23 protein-coding genes are annotated in these 21,582 nt (G+C 62.8%); 5 read left to right on the top strand and 18 right to left on the bottom strand.

Features of this window, described 5'->3' with window-relative positions; genetic code table 11:
• The first annotated feature begins 340 nt into the window (after positions 1-340).
• Positions 341-787 carry a MarR family winged helix-turn-helix transcriptional regulator gene (locus tag BLU35_RS32480; RefSeq protein WP_057247904.1) on the top strand — a complete coding sequence of 149 codons (447 nt, stop codon included), beginning with the start codon at positions 341-343 and terminating at the stop codon, positions 785-787.
• Between the two features lie 36 nt (positions 788-823).
• Here the strand turns inward: BLU35_RS32480 and BLU35_RS32475 are convergent, their stop codons facing one another.
• On the bottom strand, positions 824-1,786 hold the full coding sequence (locus BLU35_RS32475; RefSeq protein ID WP_093236184.1) for a LysR family transcriptional regulator: 963 nt from the start codon (positions 1,784-1,786) through the stop codon (positions 824-826).
• A 112-nt stretch (positions 1,787-1,898) separates the two neighbouring features.
• On the opposite strand from BLU35_RS32475, the gene BLU35_RS32470 reads away from it, so the two are divergent.
• Together BLU35_RS32470 and BLU35_RS32465 are read left to right on the top strand one after the other, a co-directional pair.
• Positions 1,899-2,324, top strand: coding sequence for a DoxX family protein (locus BLU35_RS32470; RefSeq protein ID WP_093236180.1), 426 nt, complete (start codon positions 1,899-1,901; stop codon positions 2,322-2,324).
• A gap of 112 nt (positions 2,325-2,436) precedes the next feature.
• A complete protein-coding gene (locus BLU35_RS32465; protein ID WP_093236179.1) occupies positions 2,437-2,802 on the top strand; it encodes a nuclear transport factor 2 family protein in 366 nt (121 codons plus the stop codon).
• Positions 2,803-2,844: 42 nt separating this feature from the next.
• Here the strand turns inward: BLU35_RS32465 and BLU35_RS32460 are convergent, their stop codons facing one another.
• From BLU35_RS32460 to BLU35_RS32440, 5 genes are all read right to left on the bottom strand, one after another.
• Entirely contained in the window at positions 2,845-3,588 is a 744-nt protein-coding gene (locus tag BLU35_RS32460; RefSeq protein WP_093236178.1) for a class I SAM-dependent methyltransferase, read from the bottom strand.
• 12 nt (positions 3,589-3,600) lie between these two features.
• The gene (gene guaA, locus BLU35_RS32455; RefSeq protein WP_093236177.1) at positions 3,601-5,163 is read right to left on the bottom strand and encodes a glutamine-hydrolyzing GMP synthase; all 1,563 of its coding nucleotides are present in this window, start codon (positions 5,161-5,163) and stop codon (positions 3,601-3,603) included.
• Positions 5,164-5,324: 161 nt separating this feature from the next.
• Positions 5,325-5,963, bottom strand: a complete 639-nt coding sequence (locus tag BLU35_RS32450) for a 5'-methylthioadenosine/S-adenosylhomocysteine nucleosidase (protein WP_058324585.1) — start codon at positions 5,961-5,963, stop codon at positions 5,325-5,327.
• Positions 5,960-6,412, bottom strand: coding sequence for a PaaI family thioesterase (locus BLU35_RS32445; protein WP_057247911.1), 453 nt, complete (start codon positions 6,410-6,412; stop codon positions 5,960-5,962). The genes BLU35_RS32450 and BLU35_RS32445 overlap by 4 nt, the downstream gene beginning before the upstream one ends.
• A 78-nt stretch (positions 6,413-6,490) precedes the next feature.
• Positions 6,491-6,814, bottom strand: a complete 324-nt coding sequence (locus tag BLU35_RS32440; RefSeq protein ID WP_093236176.1) for a TspO/MBR family protein — start codon at positions 6,812-6,814, stop codon at positions 6,491-6,493.
• A 47-nt stretch (positions 6,815-6,861) separates the two neighbouring features.
• Between BLU35_RS32440 and BLU35_RS32435 the strand changes: the two genes are divergently transcribed.
• Positions 6,862-7,416 carry a GNAT family N-acetyltransferase gene (locus BLU35_RS32435; RefSeq protein WP_093236175.1) on the top strand — a complete coding sequence of 185 codons (555 nt, stop codon included), beginning with the start codon at positions 6,862-6,864 and terminating at the stop codon, positions 7,414-7,416.
• A 14-nt stretch (positions 7,417-7,430) separates the two neighbouring features.
• Here the strand turns inward: BLU35_RS32435 and BLU35_RS32430 are convergent, their stop codons facing one another.
• From BLU35_RS32430 to BLU35_RS32385, 10 genes are all read right to left on the bottom strand, one after another.
• Positions 7,431-8,516 (bottom strand): DUF1513 domain-containing protein, encoded by a 1,086-nt coding sequence (locus tag BLU35_RS32430; protein ID WP_093236174.1) that lies wholly within the window; start codon positions 8,514-8,516, stop codon positions 7,431-7,433.
• 78 nt (positions 8,517-8,594) lie between these two features.
• On the bottom strand, positions 8,595-9,584 hold the full coding sequence (locus BLU35_RS32425; RefSeq protein ID WP_093236183.1) for a magnesium transporter CorA family protein: 990 nt from the start codon (positions 9,582-9,584) through the stop codon (positions 8,595-8,597).
• Between the two features lie 244 nt (positions 9,585-9,828).
• Positions 9,829-10,947, bottom strand: coding sequence for an imelysin family protein (locus BLU35_RS32420; RefSeq protein WP_502688201.1), 1,119 nt, complete (start codon positions 10,945-10,947; stop codon positions 9,829-9,831).
• Positions 10,944-12,473 (bottom strand): di-heme oxidoreductase family protein, encoded by a 1,530-nt coding sequence (locus BLU35_RS32415; RefSeq protein ID WP_093236172.1) that lies wholly within the window; start codon positions 12,471-12,473, stop codon positions 10,944-10,946. The genes BLU35_RS32420 and BLU35_RS32415 overlap by 4 nt, the downstream gene beginning before the upstream one ends.
• A 48-nt stretch (positions 12,474-12,521) precedes the next feature.
• Complete coding sequence (locus BLU35_RS32410; protein ID WP_093236171.1) at positions 12,522-13,802, bottom strand: imelysin family protein; 1,281 nt, start codon at positions 13,800-13,802, stop codon at positions 12,522-12,524.
• A 190-nt stretch (positions 13,803-13,992) separates the two neighbouring features.
• Entirely contained in the window at positions 13,993-15,282 is a 1,290-nt protein-coding gene (locus BLU35_RS32405) for an RsmB/NOP family class I SAM-dependent RNA methyltransferase (RefSeq protein WP_057247918.1), read from the bottom strand.
• Positions 15,283-15,418: 136 nt separating this feature from the next.
• Positions 15,419-15,793 (bottom strand): septal ring lytic transglycosylase RlpA family protein, encoded by a 375-nt coding sequence (locus BLU35_RS32400; protein ID WP_057247919.1) that lies wholly within the window; start codon positions 15,791-15,793, stop codon positions 15,419-15,421.
• A 460-nt stretch (positions 15,794-16,253) separates the two neighbouring features.
• Positions 16,254-17,129: an SDR family oxidoreductase gene (locus tag BLU35_RS32395; protein ID WP_057247920.1), complete on the bottom strand. Its 876-nt coding sequence runs from the start codon at positions 17,127-17,129 to the stop codon at positions 16,254-16,256.
• Positions 17,117-18,319 carry a tRNA epoxyqueuosine(34) reductase QueG gene (gene queG, locus BLU35_RS32390; RefSeq protein ID WP_176907533.1) on the bottom strand — a complete coding sequence of 401 codons (1,203 nt, stop codon included), beginning with the start codon at positions 18,317-18,319 and terminating at the stop codon, positions 17,117-17,119. Before queG ends, BLU35_RS32395 begins: the two co-directional genes overlap by 13 nt.
• Positions 18,300-18,992 carry a glutathione S-transferase family protein gene (locus tag BLU35_RS32385; RefSeq protein ID WP_057247922.1) on the bottom strand — a complete coding sequence of 231 codons (693 nt, stop codon included), beginning with the start codon at positions 18,990-18,992 and terminating at the stop codon, positions 18,300-18,302. The genes queG and BLU35_RS32385 overlap by 20 nt, the downstream gene beginning before the upstream one ends.
• Positions 18,993-19,154: 162 nt before the next feature.
• Here BLU35_RS32385 and BLU35_RS32380 point away from each other — a divergent pair, with 162 nt between their 5' ends.
• A complete protein-coding gene (locus tag BLU35_RS32380; RefSeq protein ID WP_057247923.1) occupies positions 19,155-19,961 on the top strand; it encodes an undecaprenyl-diphosphate phosphatase in 807 nt (268 codons plus the stop codon).
• Between the two features lie 238 nt (positions 19,962-20,199).
• On the opposite strand, the gene BLU35_RS32375 is transcribed toward BLU35_RS32380, so the two are convergent.
• Positions 20,200-20,361 (bottom strand): hypothetical protein, encoded by a 162-nt coding sequence (locus BLU35_RS32375; RefSeq protein ID WP_093236169.1) that lies wholly within the window; start codon positions 20,359-20,361, stop codon positions 20,200-20,202.
• Positions 20,362-20,600: 239 nt separating this feature from the next.
• Complete coding sequence (locus BLU35_RS32370) at positions 20,601-21,581, bottom strand: complex I NDUFA9 subunit family protein (protein ID WP_057247924.1); 981 nt, start codon at positions 21,579-21,581, stop codon at positions 20,601-20,603.
• Between the last annotated feature and the right edge of the window lies 1 nt (position 21,582).

The following is a 21,582-nucleotide window of genomic DNA, read 5'->3' as shown; positions in this document are numbered from 1 at the left end:
CGTGACCAGCGCGCCTACGAGCGGCGCGACACCAGCCCCATGGAAAGCGCGTCGACGATATCCCGGCTGTCCTGATTGCAGTCTAGCGAGCCCGGCAGGACTGGGCTGCGCTCTTCAAGGAGAATGGGAAGCCGGGAGCCGAACGCCACTCTGTGACCGAAGCCAAAGCATCAGGTCACGTATTGGAGATTGGTTCAAGAACCGAACGGCAGATGCCTGTCGCGCGGAAGGAAGACATTTAGCCTATCGGCGGAAATGCCGGTCAATAACCAACCGAACCCAAGGAAAAGCAGCCAATTGAAGCCGTTTTGCCCCTTGTGTTCTTTCATTGGAGACTACGATGTCTGATGCACCCACCCTGCCGCTGGACAGCCAGCTCTGTTTTTCGATCTATTCCGCCTCGATCGCCATCAACCGCGTCTACAAGCCGATGCTCGATGCGCTGGGTGTGACCTACACGCAGTATCTCGTCCTGAGTACGCTTTGGGAAAAGGATGGCCTGACGATCTCGGCGATCGCTGATCGGCTGAGCCTTGAATCCAGCACCATTACGCCGGCGGTCAAGCGGTTGGAGGCCGCCGGTTTCGTCGGCCGGCATCGCAGCATGGTCGACGAACGCCTGGTCGAGGTTCACCTCACCGCCAAGGGCCGGGATCTCCACGTGAAGACCGGATGCTTGACGGCCTCCCTGCTGGAGCATTCGGGTTTCACCGTACCGGAGATGATCGATCTGAACGAAAGGGTCCAGAAGTTGCGCAACGGAATGCGGGACGCAGCCAAGGCGTAGAGGCGGGCCAGCATTGCGACGCGGTTCGGCGCCGGGCTATGTCTGCCTTCTCGATGGTGGCGGGCGCTTCCAGCCCATCACCGCGTTCGCGCTCCAACGCGCGTCCGTCAGCCCGGCGATCAGGAAATCGGCGAGGGCAGAGACCTTCGCGGGACGCGCGCGGGCCGTCGGCGTCACGAAGTACAGTCCGCCTTCCGGTAGACGCCAGTCGGTGAGAACAGGTTCCAACCGTCCGTCCGGAAAATACTGGGTGGCGATGAACTCGGGGAGCTCGGTCATCGCCAGCCCTTCGAGTACTGTCGGCAGCAAGGCCTCCGCGCTCGTCCCTCGCAGCAACCCCCTGGGCGCAACCGCCACTTCCTCGCCGGTCTCGTGATGGGTGAAGCGCCAGACGTCCCGTTTCGCCCGGTTGGCGTAGCTCAGACACTGGTGGGCGATAAGGTCGTGCGGGTGCTGCGGGCGGCCATTTGTTTCAAGGTAAGCCGGCGAAGCGACGACGAACCGTTGGACAGGTGCGATCAGCCGCGCGACGAGCGATGAATCCTCCAGCACGGCGATGCGCAGCGCAGCGTCGAAGCCATCGCCGATGAGGTCCGTCTGCGCATCGGTCAAGTGAAGGTCGACTGCAATCTCGGGGTAGCGCCGAAAGAATTCCGGCAGAAGGGGAGCGACCCAGCGCGTGCCGAAGGACAGCGGCGCCGCTAGCTTCACCAGCCCTCGCGGACGGCTGGCGGCCTCGCGCGCCAGGTCCTCCGCCTCTTCGGCATCCGCGAAGATCCTGGACGCTCGTTCGGCCAGCATGTGGCCGTAGTCGGTCAGGGCAAGTCGGCGCGAGGTTCTGTTGAGCAGACGACCGCCAAGTCGCTCTTCGAGACGGGTGACGGCGCGCGATACGGTTGCGACCGAAACCCCCATCGTCCGTGCCGCCGCAGCGAAGGAACGCTCCTCCGCCACCTTGGCAAACATCGCCAGCGCTTCGAAATCGGGCAGCTTGGACATCGACAATTCTGCAATGATGACTTTCAATCATTTCTATTTCGAAAAGAGCGGAGTTGCAACATCATGGCCTGGTCCGCAACGAATTGCGAAGTCCACGTCAAGGAGACGTTCAATGTCTGCGACCCGTTATCTTCCCTTTGTCGGCCGGCTGCTGATCGGCCTTCCCTTCGCCATGAGTGGTTTCAGCAAACTCGGCGCCTACAGCGCCACGACCGGTATGATCGGTGCCGTCGGGCTGCCTTTTCCACCGCTGGCCTTCACCGTGGCAGTGCTTGTCGAGTTTGGTGGAGGTCTGCTTCTCATTGCCGGCTATCGCACCCGCCCCGTGGCGGCTGCTCTCGCGCTGTTCTCCCTCGCAACGGCCTTCTCGCTTCATAGCAATTTCGCCGATCAGAACCAGATGATCCATTTCCTCAAGAACGTCATGATGGCGGGTGGGCTTCTTCAGATCGCTGCATTCGGCGCCGGTGCTTTCAGCATCGACAATCGGCACCAGGCCGGCGAGCCGGGCACAGGCGCGGCGGTTGCCGCCCATTAGTCAGCCGATGCCGGATCGGCGGATGTTGCGACCGGGCTGAGCTATCCAGACCTGAACCTGTGCCCTGTCCTCATGCTTCCGGCAATCGCCCGACCCCAACCGGAGAAAAGTGATGTCTTTCCCCGTTTCGACCTTGTTGCTTCGCAACCTCCACGACGTGTTCGGTGAGATTGACGCTGAGCGCCGGCGTGCCGTGATCGATGAGATCTTCCATGAAGACGCCGTGTTCTATGACCCCAATGGCGGTATTTTCCGGGGCCGCGACGAGATTGATCGGATCGCGGGCGTGATCAAGGCCACACATCCCGACTTTCAATACCAGCCGATCGCCCCAGCTGAGGAAATAGGCAATGGCGGCCGGGTCCGGTGGGTGTCAGGCAGTCCCGGCAAAACAGCGGCCTATGCCGGGACCGATTTCATCATCGCCCGGGATGGCAAGATCGCCGCCGTCTATCTCTTTTTTGATGCGCTTCCATAGATCAGACGCATCGCGATCGCTTTCCGGGCACCGGGCAAGCGGCTATCTCAGCCGGCCGATCGGAATGATCTCGGGCGCGGAAGTTTCGAACGAACTGCCGTCCCAGCCGCCGAGCCACTGTTCGACGACGAGGCCGGCCTCGTCCATCATCGCGACGAGGTCTTCATGGGAAGGGAAGGCGATTTTCGACTGGGCCGCGTAAGTGCGTCCGTCGGCTGCGATCCGATAGAAAGTTCCGTATTCCACGATACCCGTCGCCGGATCATGCTGCACGTCGTTCCAGGCGAGAACCTGGCCTAGGACCGGATGAACGATGTCCCGTTCGGATTCGGCCGCGGTCCACTCCCGCCATTCTTCGACCAGCGGATTGCGGCTGTCGAAAATGAAGCGCCCGTCGGGAGCCAGATGCGCTGCGATGGTCTTGAGTGCGGCGAGCTGATCCTCCCTGGTCAGGAAGACCTGGAAGGCATGGCCGCTGAGCAGCACCATATCGAAGGTCTCGTCGAGGCGGATGGTCCGCCCGTCGCCCTCGACCCAACGCACCCGGTCGCCGCCGGGTCGTGACCTCGCGACATCGAGCATCGCGGCCGCCGGATCGACGCCGACGACCCGTTTGCCACTCACAGCAAGAGCAGCAGCCAATAGGCCGGTGCCGCACCCCAGATCGAGGATCGAGGTGCGGCTAGCGGCCATGGTCTTCAGATATTCGGAATCAGCGGTCCAGCCGTTCTCGATGTCGTAGAACTCTACAAGGCTTGGATCGTTATAGAGCTTGTCTGACGGCATCGAGATGACTGCTTATTCCCACTCGATCGTGCCCGGCGGCTTCGAGGTGACGTCGTAGACGACACGGTTGATGCCGCGGACCTCGTTGATGATGCGCGTTGCCGCGCGGCCGAGGAATTCCATGTCGTAGTGGTAGAAGTCGGCCGTCATGCCGTCGACCGAGGTGACGGCACGCAGCGCACAGACGAACTCATAGGTGCGGCCGTCGCCCATGACACCGACGGTCTGCACCGGCAGAAGCACGGCAAACGCTTGCCAGATGGCGTCGTAGAGGCCGGCCTTGCGGATCTCGTCGAGATAGATCGCATCAGCCTCGCGCAGGATCTCGAGCTTCTCGCGGCTGATGCCGCCCGGGCAGCGGATGGCAAGGCCCGGGCCCGGGAAGGGGTGGCGGCCGATGAAGCTGTCGGGCAGGCCGAGCTCGCGGCCGAGCACGCGGACTTCGTCCTTGAACAGTTCGCGCAGCGGCTCGACGAGCTGCATATTCATGCGCTCCGGCAGGCCGCCGACATTGTGGTGCGACTTGATCGTCACCGACGGGCCGCCGGTGAAGGAGACGCTTTCGATGACGTCGGGATAGAGCGTGCCTTGCGCGAGGAAGTCGGCGCCACCGAGCTTCTTCGCCTCTTCCTCGAACACTTCGATGAACAGGCGGCCGATGATTTTGCGCTTGGTCTCGGGGTCGCTTTGGCCTTCGAGTTCGCCGATGAAGCGGTCCGAGGCATCGACGTGCAGGAGGTGCAGGTTGTAGTGCTCCTCGAACATCGCAACGACGTTCTTCGCCTCGTCCTTGCGCATCAGGCCGTGGTCGACGAGGATGCAGGTCAGCTGGTCGCCGACGGCCTCGTGGATCAGGAGTGCGGCGACCGAGCTGTCGACGCCACCGGAAAGCGCGCAAATGACCTTCTTGTCGCCAACCTGCTTGCGGATCGCGTCCACCGCCTTGGCGCGGTAGGCCGACATCGACCAGTCGCCCTTGATGCCGGCGATCTTGTGCACGAAGTTGGAAATCAGCTTGGCGCCGTCAGGCGTGTGCACCACTTCCGGGTGGAACTGTACGGCGTAGTACTTGCGCTTCTCGTCGGCGATGAAGGCGAAGGGGGCGTTGGCCGAGGTCGCCACGACCTCGAAGCCCTCGGGGATCGCGGTGACGCGGTCGCCGTGCGACATCCAGACCTGGTGGCGCGAGCCGACGGACCAGAGGCCTTCAAACAGCGGGCAGTCCTTTTCGACTTCCAGGAAGGCGCGGCCGAATTCGCGGTGATGTCCGCTCTCGACCTTGCCGCCAAGCTGGGCGCACATGGTCTGCTGGCCATAGCAGATGCCGAAGACCGGCAGGCCGGAATCGAAGATCACCGAGGCTGCGCGCGGCGAGCCGATGTCGAGCGTCGAGGCGGGGCTGCCGGAGAGAATGACGGCCTTCGGCTTCAGCTGGCGGAAGCCTTCCTCCGCCGACTGGAACGGCACGATTTCGCAATAGACACCGGTTTCGCGCACGCGCCGGGCGATGAGCTGCGTCACCTGGCTGCCGAAATCGACGATGAGGACGGTATCGGGATGGGCTGTCTGGGTCATTGGGGGCCTTCAAACAAGCTTGATCATGGCGAGCCTTTAATGAAAGGCCGTCATCAGCGCAACGATTCAATTGCACCCCGACAATTCCGGGGTTTCCGAGCGGGATCAGGAAAAGTGTGTGCGGTTTTCCGCCCGCATCCCGCTCTGACTTACGATCACATTTAGAGCCGGATCGCGCCGCTTGAGATCGCATTCTCCAACCGGTCGATCACGGCTGCAAGCTTCTCGTCGATGACGTGCAAATATTCCGTCCAGTCGCTGACGTGCTTGAGCTCGGCCTTGCCGTCGGAAATGCCGCGAAGCGCAATTAGCGGAACCCCGAAGGACTGGCAGGCGCGCAGGACCGCAAAGGTCTCCATCTCCACCATGTCGGCGTCGATCGCCTCGTACGCCGCGCCCGAGACGATGTTGGCGCCGGTCGAAAGCCGGGCCTCCGGCACGCCGGGAATCCTGAGCGGCAGCGGCACCACGGCCGGCAGGTCGAGAAACGGCGTTGCGCCCTTCTCGAAGCCGAGCGGCGAGGCATCCATGTCGCGATAGCCGACGGAAACGGCCTGGTAGACCTCCGTCTGTTCCAGCCTGGCGGCACCGGCGGACCCGAGCGAAACGACCAGATCGGGCAGGGCTCGCTCCGCGGCGAGCTCCGCGAGCGTTCGCGTCAGCACCACGGCGGCCTCGACCGGGCCGACGCCGGTCATCAGCGGTTTGATCCGCTGCTTGAGGTGCGTCCCGTATTCGGCATCCACGGCCATGACGTAGAGAACCCTGCGTCCGGCAACGGTTTTGACGGCAAAACTCATCCTTCGATCCCCTGGCGTCCGCGTACCACCATCATCGTCCCGGTCATCGAGGCGATCAGCTTCGCCGGCCCATCGGCGCGGATCGCGTAGCCGCGCCCGTCGGAGACGATGATCGTCGAGCCGGGTTTGGTCACTTCACCGCGAAACAGGAAACGCTCGCCGCGCCCCGGCGAAAGCAGGTTGACCTTGAACTCGATCGTCAGGATCGAGGCATCCGGGTCGATCACCGAATAGGCGGCATAGGTGCCGGCCGAATCCAGCGCCGCCGAGATCACGCCCGCATGCAGGAAGCCATGCTGCTGCGTCAGCTTGTCGTCGAACGGCAGTTCGATCTCGACCGTGCCCTGTTCAACGAGCGTCAGTTCGGCGCCGACCGTGCGCATTGCCGCCTGCCGCGCGAAACTCTCACGGATGCGCTTTCGGAAATCGGGGGGATCACGGTCGTCCATCAGTCCACATGGCCTTTTTTGTCGGGTGGCATCATTATGCCTGCGGGACAGTGGCACGCTCGTGAAGGTCCGACAAGTTCAATTCATGAGCAAAATCGAGCTGTTGAGCGTCGTCGCAAACGCAACCCAGGCGAGATATGGCAGGAACAGCAGGGCCGAAACGCGATCCCGCCGCCGGCTTGCGACGACGAAACCGGCGACTGCAATCAATAGCGCGATGATCAGGGCCAAGGAGATGTCCTCAATCCCGAACAACAGCGGCGACCAGAGGAAGTTGAGGAACATCTGCGCCAGCCACAATCGCATTGCGGCGCGAGACCGAGACCAGTGGCGAATAGGACTGCGTACACGATCGTTCTGTTCATGGCCTCGACAGATAAAACAGACTTTCTGGCTTTCCATGGGGGCTGCCGTTTTGAAGCCGTGATCTGCCACCTATATCATGTGCCATGAAGAGCTTCAGACGCATCGACATCCGGCCGGCCGGTCCGGATGACATCATGATGATCGCCTCCGTCATCGTCGAAAGCTGGCGATCGACGTTCCGCGGACTGATTTCCGACGCCTTCCTCGATGCGATGAGCGTCGAAGAGCAGGCGCTGCGCCACGCAAGGCGCATGCGCGTCGCCGATGTCTTTCATCTGGTCGCGGTCGACATGAGCACGAACAAGGTGATCGGTTTTGCCAATTATGGAAAAGCCCGATCGATGCCGCCGCGTTTCGATCGCGAGCTCTATGCGCTCTATATCCTCAAGGAATTCCAAGGCGCCGGCATCGGCTCGGCACTGGTGCGCAGCGTTGCCGCCCATTGCCGGGAACTGGGCGGCAAGTCCCTGTTTGCCTGGGTGCTTTCCAGCAATCCGAACAGGGCGTTCTATGAGCATCTGGGTGCGGTTGCCGTCGGCCAGGGCCAGGTAAGCCTCGGCGGCGAAAACCACGACCAGATGGCCTATCGCTGGGACGACTTGGCAAAGCTCTCCGGCGCGGGCCGCTTTTCGGCCTGAGGCATGTCTCCGGCCTATGCCAAACGAACGATGTGCTGATCCCAGGCGACCCGGCTTTGGCACTCCTTGAAGTGGCCGTCATAGGACGAAACGGCAAAACCGTGGTCGGCGGTGGCGACCCCTGCTGCATCGACGACGCGCTCTTCCTTCAAAACAGCGCCGGTGCGGGCATCGAGCGTCACGGCCACGTTGCCCTTCGGCGAGGTCAGGCCAACAAGCCCTTCGTGCCGGTTGACGGCGATCGCGCCGACATAGTTCGCCAGCGCTTCCGTCGTGCGTTCGGGCAGCGACAGGAATTTCAGGTCTTCGCCCTTGGAGAAGGATCCGACCAGCGGCGGCAGATCGTTGCGCGCGCCTTCGTACTGGCAGGCAAACCAGATCTCGCCCTTTGGGCCGATATCGACGTGCCGCGTCGAAAGACGACTGAGTTCAGCAGGCAGACCGTGCCTCTGTACGAGCGCACCGGTTTTCGTGTCCACCAGCGTCAGGCTCGGCTCCATATGGTCGAGATTGAGCTTGGTGCGGCCGAAATCGGGATGGGTTTCGATGCCGCCATTGGCGATCGCGAGCAGGCGTCCGTCGGCAGCGAGCGTCATGTCGTGCGCACCGATGCCGTAGGTCGGGAATTCGCCGATGCGGGTGAAGTTGTCGGTGCCGTCATAGATGCCGACCATGCCGCGATTGCCGGCAAAGTCGTTCTCGGTGGCATAGAGCAGCTTGCCATCCGCCGAGAAACAGCCGTGACCGTAAAAGTGCCGGCCCTCTGCTGCAGCGATGACCACTGGTTCCGCCGAGCCGTCGGTCGAAAGGATCATCGCATAGGTGCCGGGCCGGCGGGCGAAGGCGACCGCCCGATGGCTGACGGGCGAATAGGCCATGCCATGCGCTCGCGCCGGAAGCGTCGTACGTTCGATGATCTCGCCGGCTTCCGTCAGCGTTGCAACGCCATAGCTTCCATCCGGCGCCATGAATGCCGAGGCGAAGACGGCATCGGCTCTGCCAAGGGCGAAAGCCCGGTCGGGTGCGAGGCTTGCTACCCAGGCCGCGCCCGCCATTTTCAGGAAACTGCGCCGGTCGATCAGACCCGTGGCGACTGTCATGCCATCCTCGCTCGTCGTGGAAATCTGCAGCCCTGAACGGAGGTGCCGCTCAGGGCTGCGATATAGCAGGTTGCGGGGTCAGAGCCAGCCCCGGCGCTTGAAGTAGAAATAGGGCACGATCGCCGATGCCACCATCAGCATCAGTGCCGCAGGATAGCCGAACTCCCACTGCAGCTCCGGCATCACGCCGAAGTTCATGCCGTAGATCGAGGCGACCAGCGTCGGCGGCAGGAAGACGACGGCGGCGACCGAGAAGATCTTGATGATCTGGTTCTGCTCGAGATTGATGAGGCCGAGCGTCGCGTCGAGCAGGAAGTTGATCTTGTTCGACAGGAACAGCGCGTGGTCGCCAAGCGAAGTTGCATCCCGCTGGATCAGCTTGATCCGCTGCCGGCTTTCCTTTCCTGCCTTGCGAGGCCCCATGCCTTCGAGCGCCACGTGATAGGCAACGAGCCGACCGATGCTGACGAGGCTTTCGCGGATGACCGTCAGGAGGTCGCCCTTCTGGCCGATCTGCTCGATCAGTGACTGCAGGTCGCGCGTCTTCTTGGTGGCGCTGGCATTCGTCTTGCGGAACACTTCGCGCGAAATCGCGTCGACCTCGCTGCCGGCGCGCTCCAGCGCGTCCGCCGTGCGATCGATGATCGCTTCCAGCAGGCCGAGCATCACCAGTTCGCCGCTCTCGCAGATCTGGCCGTTGGCCTTCTGGATGCGGTTGGAAAAGGTCTGGAACGGCTTGGGATCGGCATGGCGTACCGTGACCAGCGTCATGCCCTTGAGGATGAAGGTCACCGGCACCTTGACCGGATAATCGCTGTCAAGCTTGGCGGTCGCCGTCATCGTCATGAACTCGGCACCGTTCTCCTGGTAGAGGCGGTCGGAGAGCTCGATTTCCTGCATCTCGTCACGGGTCGGGATCTCGATGCCGAGCTGGCCCTCGACGAGGCGCGTTTCCTCGACGGACGGATTGAAGAGGTCGAACCAGATCGCTGGCGTCGGCGATGCGATGCCGTCAAGCATGTCGACGAGCACGAGGTGGCTGTTCTGGCTTTTGTAGATGCGCAGCATATTGGGCTCCATAGGGCGAGTCATCCGACCGCCACGGAGCCCTGATCAAATCAGGACCGGACGGCCGTGAGCGTGAAGGCTCGACTTCGACTGTCGGGGTTCATTGTGAGTTGATCCTTGTGGTGAAACGTGCCCGCGAGAGCGGACACGGGAAGCGCTTTGCGCCTAAAAGCCTTGATTGTCAACACTCTGAGTTTGAGCGGGATGCGGGCGGAAAACCGCGCACACTTTTCCTCGTCCCGCTCTAGTCACCGTCGGCGAAGGAGAAGCCGGCGCCAAGCCCGATCGCGCCTCCGAAATCCTTGTTGAGGCGGTTGAGGAGGTCGTTGGTGTTGAGCGACAGGAAGGCGAGCTTGGCGCGCTTGTCGTCGTCAGTGAGCGCGGCGTCGATCGGTCCATCGATGTTACCGGCCATGCCGATCACCGACTTGAAGACGAAGTCGGCCGAACCCGCCAGGGAGCGGCTGTCTTCTGGCAACAGGCTTTGCATGTCGGCGACATCGAACAGGGTCTTCAGCCCGCGCACGTTGCCGGCGATCGAGGCCATGGTGTTGCCGGAGCGCCAGTAGATCGCAAGCTTCGGATGCCCCTTGTCGTCCTTGCCTTCGTAGAACGGCTTCAGCCGCTGGTCCTTCACCGTCTCGACGCCATGGACGAGAATGCCGAGCAGTTCGGTGGCCGCTTCGCGGCTGTCGCGGAATTCGGGATTGTCGGGGCCCGGGTGTTTCCAGGCGGCCTGGATGCCGTCAGGCTTCTGCCAGGCGGCCAGAAACTCGTTGGCGATCGTGTCGAGGTTCCCAGTGATCGCCAGGCCATAGCGGCAGCGGAAGTCACCCTCCTTGCCCGAAAGCGCCTCGGCGCCGGTGCCATAGAGAACATATTCGAGGGCGCCCAGCCCTTGCGCCGCGACGCTCTTGCCCTTGAGCTTGGCTTCGTCCGTTGCGCTTTCGTCCGCCTTCGAAAGGATCGCCTGCACCTGCTTGAGCCCGGTGCTCTTGCGATCGGGGTAGAAGAGGAAGCGTTCGAAGCGGTTCTGTTCGAGAGCCGGACCAAGCCTCACGACCTCGATCGCCGACCAGGCGCCGACCAGGTCGGAGAAAGCACTCTGCGCGTTCTTGAGTGCCGGCTGCGACGGCGCCTCGCAGAGCTTCGCGGTCGCTTGCCTTGCAGCGGCGGTCTTTTCCGACAGGTTGCGGTAGCCGGGAATGATGAAGTCGTCGACGGCCTTGGCCATGACGGCGGGCACGGCGGCCTCGTTGACGACACGCGGCGAGAGCGCGCTCCCCTCCTGAGCCATTGTGGGCAATGCGGTCGTCAGCGCCAGGGAGAGTGCGAGGGTGAGCGTATGCGTAGAGAGCATCAGAGTGACTCCAGGAAGGCAAGGAGATCGCGGCGATCGCTTGCGGCAAGGGCGGCGAAAGCATCGCGGGCCTTCTGCCCTTCGCCGCCGTGCCAGAGGATCGCTTCGGTGAAATTGCGGGCGCGTCCGTCGTGCAGCAGGAAAGTGTGCCCGCTGACGGTCTTCGTCAAGCCGATGCCCCAAAGCGGTGGCGTGCGCCACTCGCGACCGGTGGCGACGCCCACCTGCTGCCCGTCCGCGAGACCTTCGCCCATGTCGTGCAGCAGGAAATCGGAATAGGGCCAGATGAGCTGGAAGGACTGCGCCTTGTTTGTTGCATCCCGGCGGGTGACGAATTTCGGCGTGTGGCAGCTCGTGCAGCCGAGGTCGTAGAAGACCTTCTTGCCACGAAGTGTTTCGGCAAAGCTCGCCTTGCGTCGCGCCGGCACGGCGAGGTTCTCCGAATAGAAGGTCACGAGGTTAAGCACCGGATCGGGCGCTTCGGTCGGACCAAGCCGTTCCTGCACACCGGTCGCCATGGTGAGGCATTTCGCTTGGGCGGCTGTGCAGTCGCCATGCGGCCGGTCGGCGTCGGGGGAGGAGATGCCGATATCGGTGGCAAAGGCATCGGCGCTCTGCTGCCGCACGGTGGCATTCTGCGCCTTCCAGCCGAAACGTCCGATGGTCAGCCTGCCGGACTTCGCGTTACGTCTGAGCGCCGGGCGGCCGCTGATCCCGTCGCCGTCGGCGTCGTCAGGATCGGCAAGCGCGAGGATGTCCGCCTCTTGGATCGCCTCGATGAGGCCGAGCCCGATCATCGGCTGGGCCACGCGCGGTGAGAGCGTCGTTGCCGGATCGAGCGGTCCGTAGGCAAGGTCGGTCACCGAGTAGCGCGGCCGGCGCAGTGAAACGGTCTCGCCGTCGGGGAAGGTGAAGGGTTGCTCGGTGTAACTGACCTTCAGATGGCCTTCGGCAGCGAGGCCGGGCACGGCGCTATCCTGAAGCTGGGCGCCATAGACCGGATCGGGGAAATTCACGGCCTGATGCGCCTCGATCGACCGGCGCTCTTTGTCGTCGCGCGGCGGGCGCGCCAGACGGAAGAACATCGAGGTCGTGTCGACGGCGCCTTCGGGCGGGCGGCCGCGCCCGTCCTTCAGGTGACAGCTCTGGCAGGCGCGCGCGTTGTAGAGCGGGCCAAGGCCGTCGGAGGCCTGGGTCGAGGAGGGCGAGGAAACCCAGAGCTTGCGGAAGAGGGCATTGCCGAGCTTGAAGCCTTCCTCTTCCTGGAAGGTGAGATTGGCGGAGAACTGCGAGAAGCTGTCGGCATTGACGGGGGCGATCGAGGTCGCAGCGCCGCCGGACATGGCCTCGAAGGTTTCGGCCTTGGAAAAATCGGCAGTCGGTCGCGTCACCGTTGCGACGCGATCGCGGTCGGTGTTGCTCAGGTCGGTACGTTTGGTCGGAAGATCGTCGCCCGCGGCGGCGGGCAAGGCGAGAAAGAGCGCCTGCGCAAAAAGAAGCGCGAAAAGGCGAGATGCGCCAGTTTTCATAGGGAGAGGATCGGGCCGCACCGGTTCCGGGCGGCCCGCCTTTTCAGCTTATTGGAAGACAGCGTTAGGATTGTCCAGGCTGTCGGAACCTTCAAGCTCGATCGTGCCGAGATCCAGCGACGCAATGACGCGCTGAACGGTCTTTGCCTGGGCGATCAGGCCGTCGATCGCCGCCTGCACGGTGGCGTTGCCCTCGGCATTGCCTTCGCCGATCATCTGGTCGTAGGCCTCGGTGGTCTCCGCGCGCTTGGCCATCGCCTGCATCTTCTCGACTGTAGTCGAAAGGTTGCCGGTCATTTCCTTGTCGAGCGCTGCGTCCTTGGCGGCAACGAGTTCCGAAAGCGACGGGCCGGTCATCTTGGTGCCGTCGACGCGTGTGTACTCGCCCCTATAGGCCGACTGGATGCCGATCGCGTCGTGCAGATGCGAGTTGTGCGTGTCGTCGGAGAAGCAATCATGCTCTTCTTCCGGATCGTGCAGCAGCAGGCCGAGCTTCATGCGCTCGCCGGCAAGTTCGCCATAGGAGAGTGAACCCATGCCGGTGAGGATGGCGACGAGACCAGCCTTCGGATCGGCCTCGACGGCCTTGGTTGCGGCACCGTCCGGTGTCCAGTTGGCGACCATTTCCTTGAGGTCGGAAACCAGGAGCTCGGTCGCGGCCTTCAGATAGGCGGCGCGGCGGTCGCAATTGCCACCGGTGCAGGCCTTGGTGTCGTAGTCGGTATAGGGGCGGTTTCCGGCGCCAGCCTTGGTGCCGTTCAGGTCCTGGCCCCAGAGCAGGAATTCGATCGCGTGGTAGCCGGTGGCGACGTTCGCCTCGATGCCGCCGGCTTCCTGCAGCGTGCCCGCCAGGAATTCCGGCGTGATGTTGCTGGCATCGACGTCCTTGCCGTCGATCTTGATCGTCTTGTTGGCGATGACGTTGGCGGTGAACAGCGCGTTCTCGTCGCTTTCGCTGCCGTAGCTCGGGTCGACATAGTCGATCAGGCCTTCGTCCAGCGGCCAGGCGTTGACCTTGCCTTCCCACTCGTCGACGATCGCGTTGCCGAAGCGGTAGACTTCGGTTTCCTGGTAGGGGTTGCGGGCCTTCCGCCAGGCGTCGCGCGCGGCCTTCAGCGTTTCTTCGCTCGGCGTCGCGATCAGCGCGTCGACCGCCTTGTCGAGTGCCTCGGCCGTCGTCAGCGCATCTTCGAACTTGGCATGGGCGACGGCGGTGTAGTGCTTCACCACGGCGGCGGCATCGGTTGCGGCGTGGGCCGGCTGCAGGGCCAGCGCCGATGTTGCCGTCATGAACGCCAGCGCGGCGCCGCGGATGAATTTCTTGGTCATGACCCTCTCCTGTTGCTTCCTTCGGCGCAGCCGATCGAGCCCGCAAACGCGGCATCGTTCAGGCGTCGGGCCATGAGAAAAGGCCCCGGCCGGGCCTGCCTCTCATGAACCAAAAGCAAACTTGTGTCAAAGTGTATAGTTTAGAACGTTTTCAATCTGATGCCGGGTCCTCGGCGGCATGCGAAGGGCATCAGCCCTTGCGTTGCATCAGGCAGAAGAAGAAGCCGTCCGTGCCGGTCGAGGCGGGCGTCAGCGTCACCGTCTTCATGTCGGCCGACCAGGGTTGCGGCTTGTCGGTTCCAAAGAGCGTCGCCCAGATGTCGGCTGCCGACAGGATCTCGAATTCCGGGTTGTCTTCGCAGAAGCCGTAGACCTGGGCCTCGTTTTCCTCAGGCAGTACCGAGCAGGTGACATAGATGAGGTGGCCGCCCGGGCGGACGAACTGGGCAGCGCTCGCCAGCGCTTCCTCCTGCTGGGAGATGCGCTCTTCAAGATTCTTCTGGTTGAGGCGCCATTTCGTGTCGGGCCGGCGGCGCCAGGTGCCGGTGCCGGTGCAGGGCGCATCGACCAGCACCCGGTCGAAGCGGCCGGCGAGCGGCGCGAGGCTGTCGGTGGATTCATGCACCTGGACATTGCGGGTGCCGGCGCGCTTCAGCCGTTCGATGATCGGCGCGAGGCGTTTGCGGTCGGTGTCGTAGGCGTGCACCTGGCCCTTGTTGTTCATCGCCGCCGACATGGCGAGCGTCTTGCCGCCACCGCCGGCGCAATAGTCGAGCACCTGTTCGCCTTCCTGCGGAAAGGCGAGATCGGCAACGATCTGCGAGCCTTCGTCCTGGACTTCGAACCAGCCCTTCTGAAAGGAAAGCTCCGCCGTCACGTTCGGCAGGCGCGAGGCGCCTTCGCCGGCCGGAATGCGAATGCCGTTGCGGGCGATCGTCGCCGGTTCGGCGCCGCTGCGCTCCAGCGCCTTCAGCACCTTGGCGCGCGAGGCCTTCAGCGTATTGGCACGCAGGTCGAGCGTCGGCCGGCCGGCGAGGGCCTTCGCTTCATCGAGCCAATCGTCGGAGAAGTTTTCCTCGAAGGAGGCCTGGACCCATTCGGGAATGTCGCCCTGGATGTGGGCTGCGGCGTCTTCGAGGCGGCGCGTGGCGAAGGCTTGCGCCATCTCGGCTGACGGCATCTCAGGCGCAAATTTGTCGCCGTCGAGTTCGGCAGCGAGCGCTTCCGGGGTGAAGCCCCATTGCCGGTACATCACGGCATGGCCGAGCGCCGACGCGCTGTCGCTGTCCATCAGGAAGGCGTGCGAGAGTTTCATGCGAAGGGCGTCGTAGACGATGTTGCCGATCGCCGAGCGATCGCCGGATCCGGCGAAGCGATGGGAGAGGCCCCAATCCTTGAGCGCGTCGGCGACCGGGCGCTTCCGCTTTTCGATATCCTCAAGAACCTCAATGGCTCCAGCGAGTCTGCCGCCCAAACGCATCTTCGATCAACTCCTTTTTCGCCGTGGTAACGGCGATGGCATCGAAGAGCAAGACGGCGGAGAAGATTAACCGCCGAGAACGGTCTTTCTCAAGTAAACCCACCCGACGATCGGTCGGATGGCAGTATTTCAAAAATCAGGAATTGATGACGCGATAACAGATGCTGGCGTGGCCGGAGCGGATCATGCCGATCTGCGAGGCCGCGGCCTTGGAAAGATCGATCACGCGGCCACGAATGAACGGCCCACGGTCGTTGATCCGAACGATCACGCTCTTGCCGTTGCGCTTGTTGGTGACCTGAACCTTGGTCCCGAACTTCAGGCTGCGGTGGGCGGCGGTCAGGCGGGCGGCATTCATGCGCTCGCCGGAGGCGGTCTTGGAGCTCAGCGCGTACCAGGACGCGCCGCCGCAGCCGGCGCCGGCTGCATGGCTATCGGAAACGGAAACGAGACCGATAGCGGTCGTGAACAGCGCTGCAGCGGCAGCAGCCTTGATCTTCGCTGGCGTCAACTGGCGATCCCCTCGGTCAAATGGTTGAATAAAAATCTTCTGGGAACCGCTAATTGGGGCGAAAAATGGCGAAAACGTGCTTCAACCATTTACGATCTATTAGGATTTATTAAAAAATGACGAAAATTCAAAAACGAAGATTGTTTGAAATAGTTTAAATGGAGCCAGGAAGTTCTTTGGAATCAGCGGTTGAACGCTCACAGCCTTCCGCACGCAGGCGCAACTCAGTGGTAAACGAAAAATTTCATTAAAAATTTCGAATTGGACGAAATTTCCGGAATCCGGATGGTCGAAAACTCGTTACTAGCGCACAGGTTGTATTCAATTCGTCAAGTATCGAATGAATATCCAGAGAAAGTCACAATTCTGGCGGCGCTGCCGCCGCCATTACTGATGGACTGACTATCGGCTTTCTATAAGCATTTCGGGTTATGTTATTGATTGAGCGCCGAGTTGCGTTTCAGGCGTTGCGCCATGTGCCGGATTGCCAGAGCTGCGCAAGCGAAACGCGATAATCCGGATACGCGAACTCGAAACCGGTGGCGCGCATGCGGGCGTTCGATACCCGCTTGTTCTCGCCATAGAAGGAGCGGGCCATCGGTGACAGCTCCGCCTGCTCGAAGGGAATTTCCGGCGGCGGTTCGACGCCCATCAGCCGCGCGGCCTCAAGCACCACGTCCTGTGGTGGCGCCGGCTCGTTGTCGGTGATGTTGAAGACGCCGCTCGTGCCGTTGTTGGCGAGGAACAGGGTGGCCGCGCCGATATCTTCGACCCGGATGCGGTTGAACACCTGCCCAGGCTTGATCAGGCGCCGGGCCGTGCCGTTTGCGAGATTGCAGAAGGCGTTGCGTCCGGGGCCGTAGATGCCGGCAAGCCTCAACACGGCAACCGGAATGCTCTGCTTCGCGCCGAAGGCGATCCAGGCATCCTCCGCCTCCACCCGCTCGACCGAGCGGGCCGAGACCGGTTTGCGCAGCATGTCCTCGGTGACCCATTCGCCGCCGTGGTCGCCATAGACGCCGACGGTCGAGAGATAACCGATCCACTTGAGGTTCGGCGCCAGTTGCGCGAGATCCGGGCTGGAAGGGCGAAACATTGGATCGCCGTCGCGGCCGGGCGCGATCGACTGGATCAGGTGCGTCGCCTGGCCAAGCGCAGCAGCGAGTTCGCCGGAGACCGTTTCGCCGTCGAAGAGGATCGGGCGGATGCCGGCCTTTTCAAGCTTCGTTGCCTTCTCCTCGGTGCGGGTGGTGCCGACAACGCTTGTCGCGGTCGGGGCCATGGTCCGCGCGATTGCCATACCGGAGTAACCGGCGCCAAGGATCAGGACTTGCATCGGCTCACTCCCGCCATTTGCCATTCGTTGAGGACGTCTTCGTCGGTCTCTGGCTCGCATTGTTCGGCAAATTCCGCAAGCGCCGCCGGCGCGACCAATCGTGACAGCGCCCAGACCGCCATCGCCCGCACCACGGGCGAGGTATCGCCGATGCGCGCCCTGACCGCAGGCACGAGCGCCTGGTCGCCGGAGTTTCCGGCGGCGATCAGCACGTTGCGCACGAAACGGTCGCGGCCGATGCGCTTGACCGGCGAGCCCGAGAACAGGCTGCGGAAGGCCGGGTCGTCGAGGCCGAGCAAAGCTTCCAGCGATGGCGCCTTCAGGTCCTCGCGCGCCTTCAGCTTCATTTCGGAGGCTGCCTGCGCGAACTTGTTCCAGGGGCAGGCGGCGAGACAGTCGTCGCAGCCATAGATGCGGTTGCCCATCAACGGGCGCAGCTCCGGGTCGATTGGACCCTTGTGCTCGATGGTCAGGTAGGAAATGCAGCGCCGCGCGTCGATCTGATAGGGCGCAGGAAAAGCGCCGGTCGGGCAGGTATCGAGGCAGGCGCGGCAGGAGCCGCAATGGTCGCGCTCCGGCTCGTCGATGACGAGGTCCGCCGTGGTGAACAGGCTGCCGAGAAACAGCCAGGAGCCGAATTCGCGACTGACAAGATTGGTGTGCTTGCCCTGCCAGCCGAGGCCGGCCTTCTCCGAGAGTGGTTTCTCCATCACCGGGGCGGTGTCGACAAAGACCTTGACGTCCTCGCCGGCGCGCGCGGCGAAGCGGGTCGCGACTTCCTTGAGCTTGCCCTTGATGATGTCATGATAGTCGCGGTTCTGGGCATAGACCGAGATCGCGCCGCGATCGGTCTTTTCGAGAATCCCGCGCGGATCGTCTTCCGGCCCGTAATTCATCGCGAACATCACCACCGAGCGCACGTCGCTCCAGAGCGTGCGCGGATCGGAGCGTCGCTCGGCAGTCTCGGCCAGCCAGTCCATCGTGCCGTGGAAGCCGTCGTCGAGGAAGTCCTGGAGCCGAGCCGGCGCCTCGGGAATGGCGTCCGGGCGGGTGATGCGACAGAGATCGAAGCCCTTGTCTGCCGCCTCGGCTTTCAGGAATTCGCTCAGCTTCAGCCGCCGTCGATCCCCATTGTCAGCCTTGGCAGCGATGCCGGGCACGGATTCATCCTCAGAAGTCGAGGTCCGCATAGTGCGGAACCGGAGTCACGCCGCGCACACGCTCGGCAAGCAGCGGGCGGAAGGAGGGGCGGGACTTCAGCCGCTGGTACCACTCCTTGGCGGTCGGGGCATCCGACCAGTCGATCTCGCCGAGATAGTCGAGCACGGACACCGTCGCGGCCGCGGCGAGATCCGCATAGGAGATGCGGTCGCCGGCAAGCCAGGTGCGCGAACCGGCGAGCCAGGAGAGATACTTCATATGCTGGCGGATATTGGCGCGCGAGGTGCGCAGGACCTTGCTGTCGGGCGCGCCGCCGCCCTGGTCCGGTGTCATTTGCAGCTTGAAGATCCGCTCGCGCACCAGCGGCCGCGTCACGTCCGCTTCCATCTTGTGCAGGAACCACTCGACCAGGCGGCGGATTTCCGCCCGCTGGAACGGGTCCTCGGCCAGAAGCCGGCGATCCCGCTTCATGATTCCGTTCGTTTCGTCGAGATATTCCGAGATGATCGTGGCGCCACAGAGCGCTCTCATACTGTCGTCAACATAGACCGGTAGCGTCCCGGCCGGGTTCAAGGCCAGGAAGTCGCGCCGGTTCTCCCAGGGCTGTTCCTCGGACAATTCCGTCTGATAGCCATATTCCGAGAGGATAAGGCGAACGAACCGTGAAGCGGAGGACATGGGGTGATGATACAGTGTCGGCATCGATGATCTGGCTTCTCAGAGTCTTTTTGCTGGGGGCGTCAGCGTGGCGGCGCAAGCGTCTGGCCACGGCTCCTGTGATAGAGCTATAGAAATTTGTGGTGGCAAACACAAGCGAATCAGCCTTTTCCTCCCACTCCAAAACTTGTCAGGAAAATCTCATATATGGCGGATCAATCGATCATCAGCGCGCTTGTCCTCGGACTCATCGAGGGCTTGACGGAGTTTATCCCTGTTTCGTCGACGGCGCACGTCCTCCTTGCCGGCCACTTCCTCGGCTTCAGGTCGCCGGGCAACACCTTCGCCGTCCTCATCCAGCTCGGCGCCATTCTGGCCATCCTGCTCGTCTATTTCCAGAAGCTTCTGTCGATCGCGCTGGCGCTGCCGACGAGCATCAAGGCGCGCCGCTTCGTCCTGTCCGTTTTGATCGCCTTCCTGCCGGCGGCCGTCATCGGCGCAATCGCCCATGATTTCATCAAGACGGTGCTGTTCGAAACGCCGATGCTCATCTGTGTCGTGCTGATCGTCGGCGGCTTCATCCTCTACGCGATCGACCACCTGCCGCTGAAGCCGCGCTACACTGACGTCATGGACTATCCGCCGTCGCTGGCGCTGAAGATCGGCCTGTTCCAGTGCCTGGCGATGATCCCCGGCACCTCGCGTTCCGGTGCCACGATCGCCGGCGCCCTGCTGATGGGGACCGACAAGCGCTCGGCCGCGGAGTTCTCGTTCTTCCTGGCGATGCCGACCATGCTCGGCGCCTTCACGCTGGACCTCTATAAGAACCGCGACGCGCTCTCCTTCGACGATTTCACCCTGATCGCCGTCGGCTTCATCGCGGCGTTCGTCGCCGGCATCTTCGTCGTGCGTTCGTTGCTCGATTTCGTCTCGCGGCGCGGTTTCACGCCCTTCGCCATCTGGCGCATCGTCGTCGGCACGGCCGGCCTGATCGGCCTCTGGTTGCTCGGCTGATCTCGGGATCAACGATCTCAAATGAAAAAGGCGCGTTCTGGACGCGCCTTTTTCTTTGACCTCAGTCTTCTTCGAACTCGGATAAGGCCTCAAAAACAAAGCCGCGTGCGTCTCAAGGTGAAACGCACGCGGCCACTGGCCCCCGCCAATAACTCTAACTATGCCCTTCCAAAGCAATTCCAGGAAAAGCGCGAAGCCGCTTTCCGTCCGGAATTGCCTGATCTAAAGGGCGCCGGCCTTAGTTGCCGGAAAGATCGATCGATGCCGTCGTGCACGGATCGACGCCATAGGCCGGCGCGCAACCCTTGCCGCTGCTCGCGACCGTGTTCGGCGCGATGAATGAGCCAGCCAGAATGATCAGTGCCGCAGACGCAAAAAAGATTGCGATCGACTTGCCCATGGACGCTATGCCTTTCGAGATTGCTGCTGCCGCCCGCCGTCATGCCTTGCGATCGGGGCGCGAGGCGGTGTTTAGTCTCTGGATATGACATGATCAATATCAGGACATGTTGAATTTGCGGTAAATGCCATTCGCTTTCTTAACTGCGGCAGAACTGCAACGCTGTTGCCTGGATACCACAGCAAACGGCCGCCCGTGGGTACCGGCGGCCGTTCAAAATAAGATGGGCTTTGCGGCGATCAGGCGCCGCGGCCGCTGCGCGTGTACTGGCCCTGCGGGCGATAGCGCACCAGATAGGTCGGCAGGATCGACTCCAACATGGTCGGATCGATGCCAATGCCGGCGAACGTACGTCCCTCGGAAACCGCCTTTGCCGAGACGACATTGTCGGATTTCAGCAACACCACCTGGTCGGGGGTGAGCGGCGGCGTGATGAAGGGGACCATCGACGCGATGCTGCCGATGAAGGATGCGACGCCGAAGGGCAGCGAGACGAGCGTGCGCTTGCGGTCGATCGTGTTCAGCATGATCTCGAGACAGTCGCGAAAGCTTAAGACATCCGGGCCGCCGAGTTCGTAGATCTTGCCCTTGGTGATCTTGCCGTCGACGGCGCGCGCCACGGCCTCGGCGACATCGGTCACGTAGACGGGCTGGAACTTGGTGTGGCCGCCGCCGATCAGCGGCAGGACCGGCGAGAAGCGGGCCATGTTGGCGAACTTGTTGAAGAAGCCGTCCTCGGGACCGAAGACGATCGACGGACGCAGGATGATCGCGTCAGGCTTCGTTTCCAGGATCGCCGCCTCGGCGCGGCCCTTGCTGCGGGCGTATTGCGACGGCGAGGAAGCGTCCGCGCCGATCGCCGAAATGTGCGTCAGCGTGGCGCCGACGCTACGTGCCGCTTCTGCCACCGCGCGCGCGCCGAAATCCTGGACGGCGTCAAACGTGTTGCGGCCTTTTTCAAACAGCACGCCGACGCAGTTGATGACGTGGTCGGAGCCTTCGACGGCGCGATCGACGGATTTCCGGTAGCGCAGGTTCGCCTGGACAAAGGAGATCTGGCCGACATTGCCGAGCGGCTGCAGGTGGCCGGCAAGGTCGGGCCGGCGAACGGCAACGCGAATGCGGTAGCCGCGCTTGGCGAGTGCGCGCACGACATGACGGCCGACGAACCCGGATCCGCCGAAAATCGTCACCAGCGGCGGAAGGTTGGACAAGGTCATG

Source organism: Sinorhizobium sp. NFACC03, from assembly GCF_900103435.1.
In the GTDB taxonomy this organism is placed as follows: Bacteria; Pseudomonadota; Alphaproteobacteria; order Rhizobiales; family Rhizobiaceae; genus Ensifer.
This window is presented reverse-complemented; position numbering and strand designations above follow the sequence as displayed.

What these genes read in the sequence shown, in the direction of transcription:
- BLU35_RS32385 (WP_057247922.1), bottom strand. Translation starts at nt 18,992, where the DNA reads ATGCCGACACTGTATCATCACCCCATGTCCTCCGCTTCACGGTTCGTT.
- BLU35_RS32425 (WP_093236183.1), bottom strand. Translation starts at nt 9,584, where the DNA reads ATGCTGCGCATCTACAAAAGCCAGAACAGCCACCTCGTGCTCGTCGAC.
- BLU35_RS32415 (WP_093236172.1), bottom strand. Translation starts at nt 12,473, where the DNA reads ATGAAAACTGGCGCATCTCGCCTTTTCGCGCTTCTTTTTGCGCAGGCG.
- BLU35_RS32435 (WP_093236175.1), top strand. Translation starts at nt 6,862, where the DNA reads ATGAAGAGCTTCAGACGCATCGACATCCGGCCGGCCGGTCCGGATGAC.
- BLU35_RS32465 (WP_093236179.1), top strand. Translation starts at nt 2,437, where the DNA reads ATGTCTTTCCCCGTTTCGACCTTGTTGCTTCGCAACCTCCACGACGTG.
- BLU35_RS32370 (WP_057247924.1), bottom strand. Translation starts at nt 21,581, where the DNA reads ATGACCTTGTCCAACCTTCCGCCGCTGGTGACGATTTTCGGCGGATCC.
- BLU35_RS32440 (WP_093236176.1), bottom strand. Translation starts at nt 6,814, where the DNA reads ATGGAAAGCCAGAAAGTCTGTTTTATCTGTCGAGGCCATGAACAGAAC.
- BLU35_RS32460 (WP_093236178.1), bottom strand. Translation starts at nt 3,588, where the DNA reads ATGCCGTCAGACAAGCTCTATAACGATCCAAGCCTTGTAGAGTTCTAC.
- guaA (WP_093236177.1), bottom strand. Translation starts at nt 5,163, where the DNA reads ATGACCCAGACAGCCCATCCCGATACCGTCCTCATCGTCGATTTCGGC.
- BLU35_RS32445 (WP_057247911.1), bottom strand. Translation starts at nt 6,412, where the DNA reads ATGGACGACCGTGATCCCCCCGATTTCCGAAAGCGCATCCGTGAGAGT.
- BLU35_RS32395 (WP_057247920.1), bottom strand. Translation starts at nt 17,129, where the DNA reads ATGCAAGTCCTGATCCTTGGCGCCGGTTACTCCGGTATGGCAATCGCG.
- queG (WP_176907533.1), bottom strand. Translation starts at nt 18,319, where the DNA reads ATGCGGACCTCGACTTCTGAGGATGAATCCGTGCCCGGCATCGCTGCC.
- BLU35_RS32375 (WP_093236169.1), bottom strand. Translation starts at nt 20,361, where the DNA reads ATGGGCAAGTCGATCGCAATCTTTTTTGCGTCTGCGGCACTGATCATT.
- BLU35_RS32450 (WP_058324585.1), bottom strand. Translation starts at nt 5,963, where the DNA reads ATGAGTTTTGCCGTCAAAACCGTTGCCGGACGCAGGGTTCTCTACGTC.
- BLU35_RS32475 (WP_093236184.1), bottom strand. Translation starts at nt 1,786, where the DNA reads ATGTCCAAGCTGCCCGATTTCGAAGCGCTGGCGATGTTTGCCAAGGTG.
- BLU35_RS32405 (WP_057247918.1), bottom strand. Translation starts at nt 15,282, where the DNA reads ATGCGTTTGGGCGGCAGACTCGCTGGAGCCATTGAGGTTCTTGAGGAT.
- BLU35_RS32470 (WP_093236180.1), top strand. Translation starts at nt 1,899, where the DNA reads ATGTCTGCGACCCGTTATCTTCCCTTTGTCGGCCGGCTGCTGATCGGC.
- BLU35_RS32430 (WP_093236174.1), bottom strand. Translation starts at nt 8,516, where the DNA reads ATGACAGTCGCCACGGGTCTGATCGACCGGCGCAGTTTCCTGAAAATG.
- BLU35_RS32380 (WP_057247923.1), top strand. Translation starts at nt 19,155, where the DNA reads ATGGCGGATCAATCGATCATCAGCGCGCTTGTCCTCGGACTCATCGAG.
- BLU35_RS32410 (WP_093236171.1), bottom strand. Translation starts at nt 13,802, where the DNA reads ATGACCAAGAAATTCATCCGCGGCGCCGCGCTGGCGTTCATGACGGCA.
- BLU35_RS32480 (WP_057247904.1), top strand. Translation starts at nt 341, where the DNA reads ATGTCTGATGCACCCACCCTGCCGCTGGACAGCCAGCTCTGTTTTTCG.